The following is a 17,099-nucleotide window of genomic DNA, read 5'->3' on the forward strand; positions in this document are numbered from 1 at the left end:
CGGGCCGATGAGACAGGGTTGGTTATTCGGCGCTGCCGTCGCTCCACGTCCAATCGCGGATTTCTGGCAGGTCCATCCCGTACTCGGCGATATACTGCTTGTGCTCCACCAGCTTGTCCTGAAGCTGTTGGATGAGGAAAGCACCCCGGGTGCCCAACTTCTCCGGCAGGAGGTTGACCACATCCATGGCGAGATGGAAACGGTCCAGGTTGTTCAGCACACGCATGTCGAAGGGGGTGGTGATGGTGCCCTCTTCGATATACCCCCGTACGTGGAGGTTCTTGTTCTTCCGGCGGTAGGTCAGCTCATGGATGAGGGACGGGTAACCGTGGAAGGTGAAGAGGATGGGCTTGTCCTTGGTGAAGAGCATGTCATACTGCTGGTCGGACAGGCCGTGGGGATGCTGGCTGTCGGACTGCAGGCGCATCAGATCCACCACGTTGATGACCCGGACCTTCACATCGGGGAAGTGCTCCCGGAGGATGGTGACGGTGGCCAAGGTCTCTAGGGTGGGGGTCTCGCCGCAGCAGGCCAGGACGATGTCGGGTTCTTCCCCTTGGTCGTTGGAGGCCCACTGCCAGATGCCGATGCCCTGGGTGCAGTGCTTCACCGCCTGTTCCATGGTCAGCCACTGGGGCCGGGGATGCTTGGAGGTTACCAAGACGTTGACATAGTCCCGGCTGGCGATGCAATGGTTGAAGCAGGAGAGCAGGCAGTTGGCATCCGGGGGCAAGTAAATGCGCACGACGTCGGCCTTTTTGTTCACCACATGGTCCAGGAAACCGGGGTCCTGATGGGTGAAGCCGTTGTGGTCCTGCTGCCAGACGTTAGAGGAGAGGATATAGTTCAAGGAGGCGATGCTCTGCCGCCAAGGCAGCTCATTGCAGGTTTTCAGCCATTTGGCGTGCTGGGCGAACATGGAGTCCACGATGCGGATGAATGCCTCATAGCTGTTGAAGAAGCCGTGGCGGCCTGTGAGCAGATAGCCTTCCAGCCAGCCCTCGCACATGTGCTCGGAGAGCATGGCGTCCATGGCCCGTCCGCTGCGGCCCAAAAATTCGTCGTTGGGGCCGGTCTCCGCGTTCCAGACCCGGTTGGTGGCTTCGAACATGGGGGTGAGGCGGTTGGACTTGCTCTCATCGGGGCCAAAGACCCGGAAGTTTTTCGCTGCCTCGTTTTCCTTTACGATATCCCGCACGAACTCACCCAGTACCAGCATGTCCTGGGCCTCCACCGCGCCGGGGGAGGGGATGTCGATGCCGTACTGGCGGAAGTCCGGCAGGCGCAGTTCCCGCAGGAGCTTGCCGCCGTTGGCGTGGGGGTTGGCACCCATGCGCCGGTCCCCCTGGGGGATCAGCTCCTGGAGGGAGGAGACCAGCTTGCCGTCGTCGGTGAAGAGCTCTTCGGGACGGTAGCTCTTCAGCCACTGTTCCAGCAGGCCCAGGTGCTCCGGCTTGGACATGTCGATGGGCACCTGATGGGCCCGGAAAGAGCCCTCGATCACCTGGCCGTCCACTTCCTTGGGGCCGGTCCAGCCTTTGGGGGAGCGCAGGACGATCATGGGCCAAGCAGGCCGGGCCTCCTCGCCGCTGACCCGGGCATTGGCCTGGATGCGCTTGATCTCCCGAATGGCCCAGTCCAGGGCAGAGGCCATCTTCTGGTGCATGTCCTTGGGGTCATCCCCCTCCACGAAGCGGGGTTCCCAGCCGCAGCCCCGGAAGAAGTCCTCCATCTCCGTCTTGGAGATGCGGGAGAAGATGGTGGGGTTGTGGATTTTGAAGCCGTTCAGGTGGAGGATGGGCAGCACTGCCCCGTCCCCCACGGGGTTGAGGAACTTGTTGGAGTGCCAGGCGGTGGCCAGGGGGCCGGTTTCCGCCTCGCCGTCCCCCACCACGCAGGCGGCGATGAGGTCGGGGTTGTCGAACACTGCGCCGAAAGCATGGGCCAGGGAGTAGCCCAGCTCGCCGCCCTCATGGATGGAACCGGGGGTTTCCGGTGCCACATGGCTGGGGATGCCGCCGGGGAAGGAGAACTGCTTGAAGAGGCGGCGCATCCCTTCCAGGTCCTGGCTGATGTTGGGATAGACTTCACTGTATACCCCTTCCATATAGGTCTGGGCCACCATGGCGTTGCCGCCGTGGCCGGGGCCGGAGAGGTAAATCATGTCCAGGTCATACTTGACGATGGCCCGGTTGAGGTGGGTATAGATGAAGTTCTGACCGGGTACGGTGCCCCAATGGCCGACGATTTTCTTCTTGATATGTTCGGGCTGCAGGGGCTCTTTCAGCAGAGGGTTGTCCAGTAGATAAAGCTGGCAGGCAGAGAGATAGTTGGATGCGCGCCAGTAAGCGTCCACTTTTTCCAGTTGCGTGGGAGTGAGCGCAGCCTTACGGGACATCCGAGCGGATGTTTTGGCGATGGGCTTCGCTGTGCCTTTCGGTTTTCTAGGCATGGGAAAAACCTCCTTTTCCGTTTGGATATATGTATATTATATACAAATCAGCGAAAGAATCAATCATTATTTGCCATAAATTGAAAATAAAATGCAGTTTATTACCAAGGTATCCCCTGGCAAGGGGATTTGCAGGCTGTCTTGCTTGGTCAGGGCGGATACTGAAGCGGAGCTTGCAGCCCTGGCAGAAATAGAGGGAAATGGCCCCGCGCAACCGCAACGCGACATGGAAATATCCAAACGCAACAAGGAATTGCTGGCGTTGCGGACCCTGCCCAGGTATGATAGGGCAAGATTACAGTACAGGAGGTACATGGATATGGCATTTTCCGACAATCTACAATTCCTTCGCACCAAGGCGGGGATGACCCAGGAGCAGTTGGCCGAGGAGCTGGAAGTTTCCCGGCAATCTGTGAGCAAATGGGAGGGGGGCCAGAGCTTTCCGGAGATGGAAACGCTGCTGCGCCTGTGCGACCGCTACGATGTGGACCTGGATACGCTGCTCCGGGGCAGTGTGGAGAAGAGCAGGGAGGGGGACACTGCCCAGTATGACCGATTTATGGATGTCTTTTCTTGGCGCATCGCCCTCTCCGTGGGGGCCATTCTCCTGGGGGTGGCACTGCAGGGCTTTCTGGATGCCTACGGCGTGTCGGAGGCGGTGAGCTGTGCCCTGTTCCTGCTGGTGGTGACGGTGTCAGTGGTGGTGATGGTGGCCAGCGGCATCCAATATAGCGCCTTTTGTAAGGAGCACCCCACCATTGTGGATTTCTATACGCCGAAACAACGCAGCGCCTTTCAGAGAAAATTCGTGTGGCTCATCTCCGGCGGCGTGGGGGCCATTCTCTTTGGCGTGGTGCTGCTGACTCTGGGGGAGCAATTCTTAGAGGAGGAATTTTATGGGGACCAGATGGCAGCGGTGTTTTTGGCCATTGTGGCAGGGGCGGTGACGACCTTTGTCTACGGCGGTCTGCAAAGCGAGAAGTATAATGTGGAGAAGTATAACCGAGAGAACAACCCCACCCCAGAGGTGAAGGCTCGCAAGGGGCTCATCAGCATGATATGCGGGGGGCTGATGGTCACTGTTACGGCGGTTTATGTGGGGCTGGGCTTGGCCCTGCATCTGTGGGGGACTACTTGGTGGGTGTTTGCCGTGGGGGGCATCCTCTGCGGGGTGGTGAACATCACGTTGAACCCCTATCGGGGAATGGACTGAACAGACCAAGGGCCGGCTGCTAGAGGGATAGCCGGCCCTTGGCCTCTGCTGGCAAGGCAAAAGAATTTGACAATCCCGGCCGTCCATGGTATATTGAAGTATCTATGAACAGGGCAAATGCCCTGCTGTCAGCCTGCACCTATAGGCTGGCATTCCCTTTCATCACCCAACCAGGAGGTTTTTATGGCAAACGAATCCATTCCCCTTACTTATAAGGGTCATCCCCTTCGTCGGAAGGACGATCTGATCTACTACGGCGACATGGCCGACTCTCACATCATCCTGTTGCAGATCCAGGAGACCAAGCCGGTGGGCGACCTGAAGGTGGCCACCAAGGTGAACATCCAGCTCCAACTCACGGACCCGGATTTGAAGAGCCGGGACCGGGTGGTCAAGCGCAGCGAAAAGGACAGCCTGTACGCGGCCATTGACATTGCCTCTGTCTGGTTGGAGCGCGCCTTGGCCGCACGCTAAGGGAGGTGCCACAAATGAGACTTGCACAATTCAGCAGGAGAGTGGCGGCCTGCACCCTGGCCGCCGTCTCCCTCCTCTCCGTCACTGCCCTGGCCGCGCCAGGGGACGAGGGGATGGCGTCGGAAAGTGAAATCATCGCTGCCCAGGCAGCCCAGCGGGCCCAAAGCAGCGGCTCTGCCATCCAGGTGGGCACGGACAAGCCCGCTTCCGCCGTCCAGGCCCAGGGCAACGGTACCAGCCCCATCACTGTGACTGGGGATCAGGCCCAGGGCAGCTTCCAGGTGGTCTACCAGGATCAGAACGGCCAGGAGACCAGCGCCACCGTTACGGCCAAAAACCCGGAGGACGTGGTGTTTGCCTGCGTGAACGCCGGTGGCGACCCCCTGCGGGTGCGCCAGGGCCCCGGCACCACCTATCCCATCCTGTGTACTGTCAACGACGGGAACCTGTTCGCCATCACCGGCAAGGTGGATGGCTGGTATCAGATTGCCTGCAACGGCCGTACCGGCTACGTCTCCGCAGAATTCATCCTGGAAAAGACTGTGGATGATTTGATCAACGGTGGTGGGGACACCAACGACGGCCTGACGGACTCCGAGTACGACGGCACCAAGGCCCAGGAGATTGTCAACTATGCCCTTCAGTTCAAGGGCTACCCCTATGTGTACGGTGCAGCGGGCCCCAACAGCTTTGACTGTTCCGGTTTCACCTCCTACGTGTTCAAACACTTCGGCTACCGCCTGAACCGCTCGTCCAGGGACCAGCTGCGCAACGGTGTCCCGGTGGACAAGTCCCAGCTTCAGCCTGCGGACTTGCTCCTCTTCTCCCGGGATGGCAACACGGTGAGCCATGTGGGGCTTTACATCGGCAACGGAAAGTTCATCCACGCCTCCACGTCTACCACCGGCGTGATCATCAGCGACTTGAACTCTACCTACTACACCAACCATTACTACGCAGCCCGGCGGATCATCTGAGGCCGGTCAGAGGACAAAAAAAGAGGCGCGTTGCAGAGCTATTCTGCGACGCGCCTCTTTCCGGGATGGAACAATCAGATGGGCTCTTTCAACTCAGAGAGCCGGGCGTTGTTGGCTTGAATCTTGGCGTTGGCCTCTTCCAGTTGGCGGTACCAGAACTCGTAGCCCTCTGGGGGCACGGGGTTGGCGGCCACGAAGCACTTGCCGATCTCGGCATAGGCCTTCTTCTTGTTCTCCTCTTCGGAGACATTGTCCAGGTTCAGCTTGGCGCTCTCGCCCAGGTCCTTGGCCTTGCCCAGGCCGGTGAGGGTTAGGTTCTTTGCCTTTTCCCCAAGGTTTTTCCATTCTGCCATCTTGTTTACCTCCTCTAAAAATTATGTAGCGGTTGTTTTGCCCTGAGGTGGTATCAGGGCCCTATTGACACTATATGCCATTGCTTGGGAGAATGCTTATGAAGATTTCATTTGCCCCCTTGGAGGGGATCACCGGCTGGGTCTACCGGAGCATCCATCATGCTATGTTCCCCGGCCTGGATGCCTATTATGCCCCATTCTTTGCCCCCACCGGGGACAGCCCCTTGACCAACAAGGGCCTTGCAGACCTGCAGCCGGAGCACAACCACGGCCTTACCCTGGTCCCACAGCTGCTCACCAACCGGGCAGAGGATTTCCTCGCCGCCGCAAAAGGCCTGGAGACGTTGGGGTATCGGGAGATCAACTGGAACCTTGGTTGCCCCTCCGGTACCGTGACAGCCAAGGGCAAGGGGGCGGGGTTCCTCCGGGAGCCGGAGCGCCTGGACGCCTTTTTTCAAAGGGTTTTTGACGCCGCCCCGGATATCCAGCTCTCGGTAAAAACCCGGGTGGGCTGGGAGGATGAAAAGGAGTGGACAACTCTGCTGGAAATCTTTGACCGCTATCCCATCCGGCTGCTTATCATTCACCCCCGGGTCCGCCAGGACTTTTACCGGGAGCCGGTGCGCCTGGGGGCGTTCGCTTACACGGCAGAGCACAGCGGCCTGCCCCTGTGCTACAACGGGGACCTGAACACTCCGGCGGACTGCACCGCCATCCAGGCGCGGTTCCCAGCGGTGGCGGGGCTCATGCTGGGCCGGGGGCTGATTGCCAACCCTGCCCTGGGGCGGCAGCTTCAGGGGGGAGCGCCCCTGGAAAAGGGGGAGCTGCGGACCTTCCACGACCGCCTGTTGGAGGCCTACCGGGAAACCCTCTCCGGGGAACGGCCGGTGCTGGGGAAAATGAAGGAGCTATGGTTTTACCACGCCGCCTTGTTTGACGACCCCAGCCGGTATATGAAAGCCATCCGCAAGTCCAAATCACTGGCAGACTACCGTTTTGCTGTGGATGCCCTCTTCCGGGATCGGGACCTGCGCCCCGATGGTGGGTATTTCCGGCCTTAACCGATGCCCTCGGTGGGCAGATGGAAGATGTCCCGGAGCAGACGTTTTTCCTCTTCCCAGTCCTCCAAGGGACGGCAGAGCTGTTCCTGGCCGTTGCGTTCCTCAAAGTAGCAGTGCCGCCGCACGGCCACGATGCCGTCGGGGGTGTAGATGGATACCCGGGGGGCCTGGACCATCACGGAGTCTGGATGATGGGCATAATAAAAGGTGGGGGTGACATAGTCCAGGTCGATGTTGGGTTCCAGGGAGAAGCCGTAGAGGGACTTCCAGTCCTCACCGGGGCAGCGCTGGTACTGGACCCAGCCGTAAAAGGGGTCCTCTTTGTACATATACTCGCAAGCGCCGTCCTCCTGGATGATGTTGCCCATGAGCAGCAGAGGGATGCGGGCGTATTCCAGGGTGGAGCCCACATCGGTGGTGTATTGGGTGCCGTTGAGGCTGACCCCCAGGACCCGGTGGCGGCGAAATTCTATCTTGCCATAGCCGGTGATCCGGGCGTTGTAGCTGATGACCTGGAAGCCCAGGGAGATGAGCAGCCAGTTGTATAGGGTGTTGATTTCTGAGCACAACCCGCCCCGCTTCTGCCGGACGATCTTTTCAAACAAGGCCTCTCGCTCCAAGGAGATGGGCCGCCCTGCCAACACGTCCAAGTTCTCAAAGGGGACACTGCGCTGATGGGCCTGGTGGAGACGGGTGAGCCCTGCCAGGTTCAGGGAGACGGGGCCGCTGAGGCCGATGCGGTTCAAATATTCGTCGATTTGCGCCTGGGTCATAGGGGGGCCGTTGAGGCGCTCAAAGTCCATGTAATCAAAGTTTACCATAGGGATTGTTCCTTCTTTTCCTTCGTCGTATGGGATGTTTCCTATTTTATCACAGTAGGGTTGGTTTTTCAACGGCAGGGAGAGAAGGACTGAAGGTAACAGGGTTAAAAGGAAAGAAGGAAATCGAGAGAGTTTGTGATCTACTTTCAATGGTCCGAACTCTCTTAGTATTTTTTCAAATGCTGTTGACCTGTTCTATATGCCTAATATAACTTGACAGAAATGAGTATATGTGATACTCTTTCTGCAGTAATTTAGAGTTTTTATGATATCTTAAAAGATTATTGTGTCTATACCGCTAATAAATTCGTGAATATCAAGGAGAAAATTATGAAAAGAATAAGAGGGTCAAATGTTAAAATAGATGTTGATTCTACAGGGGGATTTATAAGTGTTGATTGGTATTGCCCATATTGTGGAGAATATAATGCTGGATTCTATTTTTCTTCTAACATAGTTGCACTTCAAGGAGATTTTGAAATTGACCATGAATGTGATAGTTGTGACAAGATGGTTACGATTGAATGCCAGAATATTGGATTATTATGGGAATAATAAAAAATAGATTTGAGTTTGTTAGAAAATGATGTGTTGAAAAGATTGGTTGAATGCCTTGATCAATTTATGTAAAAAGTTTATTTTAGCATGAAAGGGTTGAATACAATGAGTTTATTCAGATCAAAAAAGGATAAGAATGAAATCCCACAATTAAAAAAAGAGATAGAGAGGAAGGACAAAAGAATTAGTCAACTCGAAGGATTGTGCTATGAAAAAGATGCTTTTTTTATGGAATTGATGTCTGATGGATTGAGACATGGAAGTCCCCTTGCGGCTAAGCATATGGCTGAAAGGAGAAAATATAAACAAGGAAAATAATACTTTCGATCTAAGGCATTTGGAATAGTTAACTCTTGACAACAACTAGAATGTTCCCTATACTGTTAAATGAAAGCAAGGAAGGGAAGTAGTACACGCCAAGCGGGGGTACAGAGAGGGGACGGTTGCTGTGAGTCTCCCCCCAGCTGCGGGGAAGTCGTCCCGGAGCTGCCTGCCCGAACCTTGGAGTAAGGCAGGCCGGTCCCCCGTTACCGGGATAAGAAGCGCAGGCCCTTGGCCTGAACTCAGGTGGTACCGCAGAGTTTCTTCGCCCTGGAGCCCTTACGGGGGCCTGGGGCGTTTTTTGCTGTACCCGGACAGAGAGGATTGTGACCATGAACGAAAACGCGCTGTTCATCAACCAAACCACCTATGACCGCCGGGCCCTGGCGGCCATGAACCGCCTGGCTCAGGCCAGCGTGCGCAAGGAGAAATCCCGGCGTACCCGGGGCGGCAATGCCATCATCGGTGTGGCCTTCCTGTCGGGGGGCATCTATTGCTACAAGGGAGAAGGCTGGCAACTGGCTGGGTCGCTGCTCATCCTCTACGGGCTCTTCCTGCTGTTGATGGTCCTGCGTTGGGACGCCTACCAGCTCCGCTCCTCCCAGCGCCAGCTTCAAAGCGCCATGAAGGTATGTACCTATGCCTTTGAGGAGGAGGAGTTCACCTGCGCCACCCAGGCGGGGGTGACCCACCACCCCTATGAGCAGGTCTTTGCCGTGGTGGCGGACGAGCAGTGGTACGTCCTGTTTTTCGATGAGGATCACGGGGTCATTTTGGAAAAGACAGGCTTTACCGAGGGGGATGCCCTGGGCTTTAAGAGCTTCATTGGCCAGCACACCCAGCTCCCCATCCAGGAATTTTGAAAACTGCGCGGCCCCTGGGCCGCTGAACAAATGAGGAGGAACCCATGAGAAAAGAATTGCCAAAGGTCTACGACCCCAGAGAGGTGGAAGGCCGCATTTATGCCCAGTGGGAGGAGAACAAGTGCTTCGCCGGTATCCGGGATGCCAAGAAGAAGCCCTATACCATTGTCATGCCGCCCCCCAACGTCACCGGACAGCTCCACATGGGCCACGCCATGGACTGTACCCTGCAAGATATCCTCATCCGCTTCAAGCGTATGGAGGGCTATGCCGCCCTGTGGGTCCCTGGCGTGGACCACGCGGGCATCTCCACCCAGGTGAAGGTGGAGGAGGACTTGCGCAACAACGAGGGCTTGAGCCGCTATGACCTGGGCCGGGAAAAATTCTTGGAGCGGGTGTGGTCTTGGAAGGCCAAGTACGGTGCCCGTATTGTGGAGCAGCAGAAGAAGCTGGGGGTCTCCTGTGACTGGGACCGGGCCCGTTTCACCATGGACGACGGGCTGTCCCATGCTGTCCGGGAGGTGTTTGTCAGCCTTTATGAGAAGGGCTTGATCTATAAAGGCAGCCGCATCATCAACTGGTGCCCCAACTGCGTCACCGCCCTCTCCGACGCCGAGGTGGAATATGTGGACAAGCCCGGCCACCTGTGGCACATCAAGTACCCCATCAAGGACGAGCCGGGGCGCTACGTGATTGTGGCCACCACCCGGCCGGAAACCATGCTGGGGGACTCCGGCGTGGCCGTCCACCCCGACGACGCGCGCTACAAGGACCTGGTGGGCAAGCACTGCATCCTGCCTCTCATGGACCGGGAAATCCCCATCGTGGCCGACGAATATGTGGAGATGGAGTTTGGTACTGGCTGTGTGAAGATGACCCCCGCCCACGACCCCAACGACTTTGAGGTGGGCTTGCGCCACAAGCTGGAATCCATCCGTGTCCTAGACGACCACGGTGTGGTCAACGAGCTGGGGGGCAAGTATGAGGGGATGGAGCGCTATGAGGCCCGGAAGGCCGTGGTGGCAGACCTGGAAGCTCTGGGCTTCTTGGAAAAAGTGGAGGACCACCAGCACAACGTGGGCACCTGCTACCGCTGCCACAACGATGTGGAGCCCATCATCTCCGCCCAGTGGTTCGTGAAGATGGAGCCCCTGGCCAAGGAGGCCCTGCGGGTGGTCAACGAGGGGGAGACCCGCTTCGTCCCCGACCGCTTCGCCAAGACGTATACCAACTGGATGGAGAATGTCCACGACTGGTGTATCTCCCGCCAGCTCTGGTGGGGGCACCAAATTCCCGTGTGGTACTGTGCGGACTGCGGCCACATGACCGTCTCCCGGACAGATGCCACCCAATGTGAAAAATGCGGCTCCAAGAATATTGAGCGGGACCCCGACGTGCTGGACACCTGGTTCAGCTCCGCCCTGTGGCCTTTCTCCACTTTGGGTTGGCCGGAAAAGACCGAGGACTTGGACTTTTTCTATCCCACCGACGTGCTGGTCACCGGCTATGATATCATCTTCTTCTGGGTGGCCCGGATGATCTTCTCCGCCTGTGAGCACACAGGGAAGCCCCCCTTCCACACTGTGTTCATCCATGGCCTGATCCGGGACGATAAGGGCCGGAAGATGAGTAAGTCCCTGGGCAACGGCATTGACCCCCTGGAAATTGCCGAGCAGTACGGCGCCGATGCCCTGCGTTTCAACCTGGTCACCGGCAACAGCCCTGGCAACGACATGCGTTTTTACACCGAGCGCTGTGAGGCCATGCGTAACTTTGCCAATAAGATTTGGAACGCCTCCCGTTTCCTGATGATGAACCTGACCATCGGGGAGAACGCCTTGCCGGAGAAGCTGGAGTTGGAGGACAAATGGATTCTCTCCAAGATGAACACTGTGGTGGCGGAGATCACGGAGAATATGGACCGCTATGAGCTGGGGGTAGCCGCCCAGAAGATTTATGACTTTATCTGGGACAGCTATTGCGATTGGTATATTGAAATGACCAAGCCCCGGCTGCAAGGGGAGGATGTGGCCGCCAAGGAGCAGGCGCAAAAGGTGCTGTGCTACGTGCTCACGGATATTTTGAAGCTGCTGCACCCCTTCATGCCCTTCCTCACCGAGGAGATTTGGCAGGCCCTACCCCATGAGGCCGGTTGCCAAGGCGACTTTTTGATGATGCAGTCCTGGCCTGCCTACCGGGAGGACTTGGCGTTCCCCCAGGAGGAGAAGGCGGTGGAGATGCTCATGGACGCGGTGAAGGCCATCCGTACCCGCCGGGCGGAGATGAACGTGCCCCCCTCCAAGAAGGCCCATCTCACCATCGCGACCCAGGAGGGGGACATCTTTACCGCCGGCATTCCCTTCCTCAAGCGGCTGGGCTACGCCAGTGATGTCACCGTGGAGGGCGTGGCGGATGCCGCTTCCTCTGGGGAGGAAGCCAAGGCCGGACGGGTGGAGATCATCACCCACGCCGCCCGTCTCTTCCTGCCCCTGGCGGAACTGGTGGACCTGGACAAGGAGCGGGAGCGCATCGCCAAGCAGTTGAAGAAGAACCGGGACGAGCTGGACAAGCTGGAAAAGAAGCTGGGCAACCCCGGCTTTGTCTCCAAAGCCCCGGAGAATGTGGTAGCTGCCGAGCGGGAACGGGCGGAGAAATTGGCCGCGCTCATCGGGAAGCTAGAGGAACAGGCGGCTTCGCTGTAAGCCGTCCAGAAGGGATCGCTTATAATTACCGGAGTGTTGTAGTCTACACCCAATGGATACCTGTTCATGATAAATCCTCCCCCCGGGCTTTGCCGGGGGGAGGATTTGTGTAAAATCAAGGGAAGAAAAATCCTGTGGTCATGTCCAGATAATTTTCCCCGCTGTAAGCCGGATACCGTTCCTGGACCGCGGCTTTGAAGGACGCCGCGCCGGCGCAGGAGGCGGCAATGGCCTTCAGCTCTTCCAAATAGCGAATCTTGGCCTCCGCATCTTTCAGATCTTCCGGGGTGTAAAAGTACGCACAATTTTGTGGCATAGTTACCTGGGGGTAACGATTGCGTGAGTTCAAGGAGTTCTGGCTTTTGTCAGGCGGGACGAAACCGTTAAACTTTAGGCAGGGAGGCGAAGCCTGGGGCTAGGTCCTCGTCTGTGGGGACATAGTCGTGCATCCGCCCGTCGTGGAACGCCTCATAGGCGTACATATCAAAATAGCCGGTGCCGGTGAGGCCGAAGAGGATGGTCTTTTCCTCCCCGGTTTCCTTACAGTGCAGGGCTTCGTCTATGGCAGCCTTGATGGCGTGGCTGCTCTCCGGGGCGGGGAGAATGCCCTCAATCCGGGCGAATTGTTCCGCCGCGGCAAATACGGCGGTTTGCTCCACGGACGTGGCCTCCATCAAGCCATCGTGGTAGAGCTGGCTCAGGGTGGTGCTCATACCGTGGAAGCGCAGGCCGCCGGCGTGGTTGGGGGCGGGGATGAAGCCGCTGCCCAGGGTGTACATTTTAGCCAGGGGACAAATCATGCCGGTGTCGCAGAAGTCGTAGACGAATTTGCCCCGGGTGAAGCTGGGGCAGGAGGCGGGCTCCACGGCGATGATGCGGTAGTCTGCCTCACCCCGGAGCTTTTCCCCCACAAAGGGGGCGATGAGGCCGCCCAGGTTGCTGCCGCCCCCAGCGCAGCCGATGACGATGTCGGCCTTGATGCCGTATTTGTCCAGGGCGGTCTTGGCTTCCAAGCCGATAACAGACTGGTGCAGCAGAACTTGGTTCAGGACACTGCCCAGGACGTAGCGGTAACCGGGGGTGGAGGTGGCCACCTCTACCGCTTCGGAGATGGCACAGCCCAGGCTGCCGCCAGTGCCGGGGTGTTCTTGGAGGATTTTCCGGCCCACAGCGGTGTCCATAGAGGGGGAGGGGACCACGGAGGCGCCGTACGTCCGCATGACCTCCCGCCGGAAGGGCTTTTGTTCATAGGAGACCTTGACCATATAGACCTTGCAGTCCAGGCCCAGGTAGGCGCAGGCCATGGACAGGGCGGTGCCCCACTGTCCGGCCCCGGTCTCGGTGGTGACGCCTTTCAGGCCCTGCTGTTTGGCATAGTAGGCCTGGGCAATGGCGGAGTTGAGCTTGTGGCTGCCGCTGGTGTTGTTGCCCTCGAACTTGTAATAAATATTCGCAGGGGTGCCCAGGGCTTTTTCCAAGTTATAGGCCCGCATCAGGGGGGCGGGGCGGAAGGTCTTATAGTAGTCCTGGATTTCTTGGGGGATGTCGATATAGGGAGTGGTGTCGTCCAGCTCCTGCTTCACCAGCTCCTCGCAAAATACGCCGCTCAGGGCTTGGGCGGTCATAGGTTGGAGGGTGGCGGGGTCCAGCAGGGGGGCGGGCTTATTCTTCATATCGGCCCGGAGGTTGTACCATTGCTTGGGCAGCTCCGCTTCGTCCAGATAGATTTTGTAAGGGATGTTGTTCATGATGCTTGCTCCTTTTTCGAGAGATTTTGGTGCAGAGACAAAACAAAACGCCCCTGTCTCTGCAAAATGCAGGGACAAGAGCGACAAACTCCTGCGGTACCACCCGGCTTGGCGCACACTGCGCCCACTTTAGCGTACCATCATACGCCGGCTTTTCTGGTAACGGTCAGCCATCTCCGTCTCACCTACTGGGGAATCCTCCCGTTCAGCTCGCCCTCCCAAGGCCATTCCTCCTGGGGTCAGGTGCCGCGCTCTCACCGTCCGCAGCTCGCTTGGACCCTCCCGCTCAAGAGTACTCCTCTTGCTCATCGGTTTCTCAAAGGATAGCATAGGATCACCCCTCTGTCAAGCCCCATATTGCAGGATTTTTAAGGGGAAATTTGCGGAAATTTTGTTGCAAAAGTGATAGGCATGGGGTATGATGGGGAAAACGTCTCAAGGAGGAGGGAAGGGAATGGCAAGATTTCGTATTGCGAATTTGCGGCCTACCGCTCAATATACAGCCATCCAGGGGAGCTATTGGGCCAGCTACTGCTGTGTGGTCACCTTTTCCAGCGTATACCTGCTCTCCCGGGACTTTTCCAACGTCCAGATTGGCACCCTCATCAGTGTTTCGGGGCTGCTGTCCGCGTTGTTGCAGCCCCTGGTGTCCAAGCTGGCGGACGGGCTGAGGCGGATGTCCCTGCGGCAGTTTTCTGCCCTGCTGGTGGTGCTGTTTCTCGCCGGCGGTGTGGCCCTGCCCCTCTTGCCGGGACAGGTGCCCCAAACGGGGCTGTATGCCTTCCTTCTCATCATTGTGCAGCTCATCATGCCCCTGACCTCCGCACTTGGGATGGCCTGTATCGACGCCGGGACGCCCCTGAACTTTGGCGTGGCCCGGAGTGCCGGGTCCATCCTCTATGGGGTGGTCTCCTCCCTCTGTGGGCGTCTAGTGCTGCAATTTGGGGAGACTTCCATCCCAGTGGCCTTGACTGTGCTGAACGTGATTTTGCTCCTATCTATCCTGGCCTTCCGCTTTGCGGACCGGGGAGAGCGGGAGGCCCCCAAAAAAGCGGGGCAGAGGGAACCCCGAGGTGGCATGTTCGTGGCCAACTACTACGGCGTGGTTCCCCTGTTGTTTGGGGTGGTGTGCCTGTTCATCAGCCACAATATCTTGAATATTTATACCTTTCAGATTGTCCAGCCCCTGGGGGGTGACAGCGAGGCCATGGGGGATTTGCTTTTCGTTCAGTCCCTGTTGGAGCTGCCGGTGATGTTCCTCTTCTCCTGGATGCTGGGGAAGAAGAGCAGCCGTTTTTGGGTGCAGCTATCTGGGACAGGGTTCTTCTTCCACGCCCTGGGCATGTGGGTGGCCCCCAATATGGGGGTGGCCTATCTGGTCCAGGTGTTTGAGATGACGGGCTATGCCCTTTATACCCTGGCAGCCATCTATTTTGTCAATGAGAGCGTGGCAGAGGCGGAGCGGGTCCAGGGCCAGGCGTGGTTTGCTATGGCCATCACCCTGGGTAATGTCTTGGCCAGCTTCGTGGGGGGCCTGCTCCTGGACTACGCCGGAGTCCCCGCCCTTTTGGCATTCGCTACCCTCACTGGTGGGGTGGGGATGCTTCTCCTCCTGGCCATGCTGCGGAAGGGGAGCCGGACCCTAACAGAGAAACCACAAGCCCTTTGAAGGACAGCAGAGGAGGCAGCTATGCACATCCCACTTTGTGAGACACAAGAACTGGAAATTTTGACTTTTCAACAGGCCATGGTCCCCACCCAGGAGGACTATGACCGGGACCGCTGGTGGTACATCCCCGACCACTATGCTGAATACCGTTACCTCCTGGGCACCCGTGGGGAGAACCCGCTGATCTGTATCGGCATCAACCCCTCCACCGCCGCCCCGGGGGATCTGGACAACACCTTGAAATCTGTGGAACGCATTGCCGCAGGCAACGGCTTCGACAGCTTCTTGATGTTCAATGTCTACGCCCAGCGGGCCACCCGCCCAGAGGATATGGATCAGGTCTGCAACCAGGCCCTCCACCGGGAGAACATGGCGGCGTTCCGCTTTGTGTTGGAGCAGGTGGGGGCGGGCTACGCCCCCGCCGTCTGGGCGGCCTGGGGGACCATCATTGAGAAACGGCCTTATTTGCGCCACTGTGTGGGGGATATGATCCGCATTGGGAAGGAGTATGGGGCCCGGTGGCTGTGTGCGGGGAAGTGCAGTAAAAAAGGTCACCCACATCATCCGCTGTATCTGCGCAAGGATGAGCTGGTGCGGCCCTTTGATGTGGAGGCATATTTGGACATGGGATAGGGGGTGCTTGGCCGATAGATTGCTCTTGATTTTATCGCTGCGCCATATTAGAATAGGCGGGGAAACCCTGAACTGTGAAGAAGGAGGAAGCTGTATGCTGACGAAATGTATCTTGGTTGTCGATGACGACAAAATGAATTTGATGCGGACAAAAAAGATTTTGGAGAAGACCTATGCGGTGCTTCTTGCAGAGTCCGGAGAAGTAGCACTTACGAAGCTGAAAACCAGAAAAGTCGATCTGGTCCTCTTGGATATTGCCATGCCATCCATGTCTGGCATTGAGACCTTTGAACACATGAAAGAGATCCCCATTGATGTCCCTGTGATCTTCCTGACGGCATCCGGGGACGCAGACGATGTCATGCGTGCCATTGAGCTGGGGGCGGCGAATTACCTGAAAAAGCCCTTTTATCCCCAGGAACTGCTGAAACGTGTTGCAAAGGAGCTGGATCTTAAATGAGGGCAGACAAGCAGACAAGTAAACATCTGCTTCTGGCTGTCGTTGTCACCATGGTCGGCATGATGCTGATGCTGATCACCATTGCGTTTTCGTGGGAGCTTTGGATGGTCCCGATTTTTGTGATCGGAAATGGCTTGGTGTGGTTTCTCCACATTGGGCGGATTGGCTCAAAAGCGCTCTATGAAAATTTGTGTTCGGGCTTGCTGCTGATCGGCTTTTTCTTTTTCGGTGTACACAGCGTCAGCCTGTTTGATATCCCTGCTGTGGCCTGCATCGTGTTCCTGATTTTTTCCATGCTGGATAAGACCTTGCCGCTCTATATGATAGCCGCCCTATACATAGTAGAGCTGTTATATCATGGCCTGATCTTACACACCATTACATCCAGCATGGATGTACAGGATGTGATACGCCTGGGCTTGGGGGCGGTCATCGTAGCAGGTGCGCTGTCCATCGCAAAGTACCGGATCAACCGGAGGATAGAAGAGCGGCAGTGGTATGCTGAAACCCTTACGCAGCTGGAAACAGTGGAACAACAGAACGCTGAATTTTTATCCAATGTGTCCCATGAGCTTCGCACGCCTGTTAACATGGTCCTCGGGATCAGCGAGGTGGCGCTGGGCAAGAAGCTTTCCCCGGAACTCCGGGGGGATGTGCAGTCGATCCAAACCGCAGGGAAGCGGCTGTCCAACCAGATCAGCAAAATCCTGGACTATACAGAGATTGTTGAGGGCACCTTAGCTGCAAGCAGTGCACCATATACCATCATATCTGTGCTCAACGATGTGATCACC

17 protein-coding genes and 1 other annotated feature are annotated in these 17,099 nt (G+C 57.4%); of the genes, 12 read left to right on the plus strand and 5 right to left on the minus strand.

The genetic code is table 11. The features are described from left to right. Window positions 1–22 precede the first annotated feature (22 nt). Window positions 23–2,398: a phosphoketolase family protein gene (locus ACTOZL_RS02520; protein ID WP_482476529.1), complete on the minus strand. Its 2,376-nt coding sequence runs from the start codon at window positions 2,396–2,398 to the stop codon at window positions 23–25. Window positions 2,399–2,771: 373 nt separating this feature from the next. Between ACTOZL_RS02520 and ACTOZL_RS02525 the strand changes: the two genes are divergently transcribed. The 3 genes from ACTOZL_RS02525 (at window position 2,772) to ACTOZL_RS02535 (ending at window position 5,116) form a co-directional block, all read left to right on the plus strand. After that, complete coding sequence (locus ACTOZL_RS02525; RefSeq protein ID WP_482476508.1) at window positions 2,772–3,665, plus strand: helix-turn-helix domain-containing protein; 894 nt, start codon at window positions 2,772–2,774, stop codon at window positions 3,663–3,665. Between the two features lie 183 nt (window positions 3,666–3,848). Further along, window positions 3,849–4,139, plus strand: coding sequence for a hypothetical protein (locus ACTOZL_RS02530; protein ID WP_482476509.1), 291 nt, complete (start codon window positions 3,849–3,851; stop codon window positions 4,137–4,139). Window positions 4,140–4,153: 14 nt separating this feature from the next. Then, on the plus strand, window positions 4,154–5,116 hold the full coding sequence (locus ACTOZL_RS02535) for a C40 family peptidase (protein ID WP_482476510.1): 963 nt from the start codon (window positions 4,154–4,156) through the stop codon (window positions 5,114–5,116). A gap of 74 nt (window positions 5,117–5,190) precedes the next feature. On the opposite strand, the gene ACTOZL_RS02540 is transcribed toward ACTOZL_RS02535, so the two are convergent. Next, complete coding sequence (locus tag ACTOZL_RS02540; RefSeq protein WP_482476511.1) at window positions 5,191–5,469, minus strand: serine proteinase; 279 nt, start codon at window positions 5,467–5,469, stop codon at window positions 5,191–5,193. 98 nt (window positions 5,470–5,567) lie between these two features. Between ACTOZL_RS02540 and ACTOZL_RS02545 the strand changes: the two genes are divergently transcribed. After that, on the plus strand, window positions 5,568–6,530 hold the full coding sequence (locus tag ACTOZL_RS02545) for a tRNA dihydrouridine synthase (RefSeq protein ID WP_482476512.1): 963 nt from the start codon (window positions 5,568–5,570) through the stop codon (window positions 6,528–6,530). Here the strand turns inward: ACTOZL_RS02545 and ACTOZL_RS02550 are convergent. Then, window positions 6,527–7,351 (minus strand): arylamine N-acetyltransferase family protein, encoded by an 825-nt coding sequence (locus tag ACTOZL_RS02550; protein WP_482476513.1) that lies wholly within the window; start codon window positions 7,349–7,351, stop codon window positions 6,527–6,529. The genes ACTOZL_RS02545 and ACTOZL_RS02550 overlap by 4 nt on opposite strands. Before the next feature lie 330 nt (window positions 7,352–7,681). Between ACTOZL_RS02550 and ACTOZL_RS02555 the strand changes: the two genes are divergently transcribed. The 4 genes from ACTOZL_RS02555 (at window position 7,682) to ACTOZL_RS02570 (ending at window position 11,795) form a co-directional block, all read left to right on the plus strand. Beyond that, on the plus strand, window positions 7,682–7,906 hold the full coding sequence (locus ACTOZL_RS02555) for a hypothetical protein (RefSeq protein ID WP_482476514.1): 225 nt from the start codon (window positions 7,682–7,684) through the stop codon (window positions 7,904–7,906). Window positions 7,907–8,014: 108 nt separating this feature from the next. Further along, a complete protein-coding gene (locus ACTOZL_RS02560; protein ID WP_482476515.1) occupies window positions 8,015–8,227 on the plus strand; it encodes a hypothetical protein in 213 nt (70 codons plus the stop codon). Window positions 8,228–8,296: 69 nt separating this feature from the next. Next, window positions 8,297–8,506: a binding site (T-box leader), on the plus strand. 56 nt (window positions 8,507–8,562) lie between these two features. Then, window positions 8,563–9,093: a YcxB family protein gene (locus tag ACTOZL_RS02565; RefSeq protein ID WP_482476516.1), complete on the plus strand. Its 531-nt coding sequence runs from the start codon at window positions 8,563–8,565 to the stop codon at window positions 9,091–9,093. 44 nt (window positions 9,094–9,137) lie between these two features. Then, window positions 9,138–11,795, plus strand: a complete 2,658-nt coding sequence (locus tag ACTOZL_RS02570) for a valine--tRNA ligase (protein ID WP_482476517.1) — start codon at window positions 9,138–9,140, stop codon at window positions 11,793–11,795. Window positions 11,796–11,910: 115 nt separating this feature from the next. Here the strand turns inward: ACTOZL_RS02570 and ACTOZL_RS02575 are convergent, their stop codons facing one another. Together ACTOZL_RS02575 and ACTOZL_RS02580 are read right to left on the minus strand one after the other, a co-directional pair. Next, window positions 11,911–12,111: a hypothetical protein gene (locus ACTOZL_RS02575; protein WP_482476518.1), complete on the minus strand. Its 201-nt coding sequence runs from the start codon at window positions 12,109–12,111 to the stop codon at window positions 11,911–11,913. 67 nt (window positions 12,112–12,178) lie between these two features. Continuing rightward, window positions 12,179–13,543 (minus strand): TrpB-like pyridoxal phosphate-dependent enzyme, encoded by a 1,365-nt coding sequence (locus tag ACTOZL_RS02580; RefSeq protein ID WP_482476519.1) that lies wholly within the window; start codon window positions 13,541–13,543, stop codon window positions 12,179–12,181. A gap of 454 nt (window positions 13,544–13,997) precedes the next feature. On the opposite strand from ACTOZL_RS02580, the gene ACTOZL_RS02585 reads away from it, so the two are divergent. From ACTOZL_RS02585 to ACTOZL_RS02600, 4 genes are all read left to right on the plus strand, one after another. Next, window positions 13,998–15,212, plus strand: a complete 1,215-nt coding sequence (locus ACTOZL_RS02585) for an MFS transporter (RefSeq protein WP_482476520.1) — start codon at window positions 13,998–14,000, stop codon at window positions 15,210–15,212. 21 nt (window positions 15,213–15,233) lie between these two features. Continuing rightward, window positions 15,234–15,845: a DUF1643 domain-containing protein gene (locus ACTOZL_RS02590; protein ID WP_482476521.1), complete on the plus strand. Its 612-nt coding sequence runs from the start codon at window positions 15,234–15,236 to the stop codon at window positions 15,843–15,845. Window positions 15,846–15,939: 94 nt separating this feature from the next. After that, entirely contained in the window at window positions 15,940–16,305 is a 366-nt protein-coding gene (locus ACTOZL_RS02595; protein ID WP_482476522.1) for a response regulator, read from the plus strand. Continuing rightward, window positions 16,302–17,099: sensor histidine kinase (locus tag ACTOZL_RS02600; protein ID WP_482476523.1), on the plus strand; the 798-nt coding region annotated here is incomplete at its 3' end. The genes ACTOZL_RS02595 and ACTOZL_RS02600, both read left to right, overlap by 4 nt.

This window comes from Evtepia sp. (assembly GCF_056797215.1).

Bases quoted from the DNA above. Each gene is read 5' to 3' on its own strand.
- ACTOZL_RS02520 (WP_482476529.1), bottom strand. From the start codon at position 2,398: ATGTCCCGTAAGGCTGCGCTCACTCCCACGCAACTGGAAAAAGTGGAC.
- ACTOZL_RS02540 (WP_482476511.1), bottom strand. From the start codon at position 5,469: ATGGCAGAATGGAAAAACCTTGGGGAAAAGGCAAAGAACCTAACCCTC.
- ACTOZL_RS02530 (WP_482476509.1), top strand. From the start codon at position 3,849: ATGGCAAACGAATCCATTCCCCTTACTTATAAGGGTCATCCCCTTCGT.
- ACTOZL_RS02565 (WP_482476516.1), top strand. From the start codon at position 8,563: ATGAACGAAAACGCGCTGTTCATCAACCAAACCACCTATGACCGCCGG.
- ACTOZL_RS02575 (WP_482476518.1), bottom strand. From the start codon at position 12,111: ATGCCACAAAATTGTGCGTACTTTTACACCCCGGAAGATCTGAAAGAT.
- ACTOZL_RS02555 (WP_482476514.1), top strand. From the start codon at position 7,682: ATGAAAAGAATAAGAGGGTCAAATGTTAAAATAGATGTTGATTCTACA.
- ACTOZL_RS02545 (WP_482476512.1), top strand. From the start codon at position 5,568: ATGAAGATTTCATTTGCCCCCTTGGAGGGGATCACCGGCTGGGTCTAC.
- ACTOZL_RS02550 (WP_482476513.1), bottom strand. From the start codon at position 7,351: ATGGTAAACTTTGATTACATGGACTTTGAGCGCCTCAACGGCCCCCCT.
- ACTOZL_RS02590 (WP_482476521.1), top strand. From the start codon at position 15,234: ATGCACATCCCACTTTGTGAGACACAAGAACTGGAAATTTTGACTTTT.
- ACTOZL_RS02525 (WP_482476508.1), top strand. From the start codon at position 2,772: ATGGCATTTTCCGACAATCTACAATTCCTTCGCACCAAGGCGGGGATG.
- ACTOZL_RS02580 (WP_482476519.1), bottom strand. From the start codon at position 13,543: ATGAACAACATCCCTTACAAAATCTATCTGGACGAAGCGGAGCTGCCC.
- ACTOZL_RS02570 (WP_482476517.1), top strand. From the start codon at position 9,138: ATGAGAAAAGAATTGCCAAAGGTCTACGACCCCAGAGAGGTGGAAGGC.
- ACTOZL_RS02560 (WP_482476515.1), top strand. From the start codon at position 8,015: ATGAGTTTATTCAGATCAAAAAAGGATAAGAATGAAATCCCACAATTA.
- ACTOZL_RS02585 (WP_482476520.1), top strand. From the start codon at position 13,998: ATGGCAAGATTTCGTATTGCGAATTTGCGGCCTACCGCTCAATATACA.
- ACTOZL_RS02535 (WP_482476510.1), top strand. From the start codon at position 4,154: ATGAGACTTGCACAATTCAGCAGGAGAGTGGCGGCCTGCACCCTGGCC.
- ACTOZL_RS02595 (WP_482476522.1), top strand. From the start codon at position 15,940: ATGCTGACGAAATGTATCTTGGTTGTCGATGACGACAAAATGAATTTG.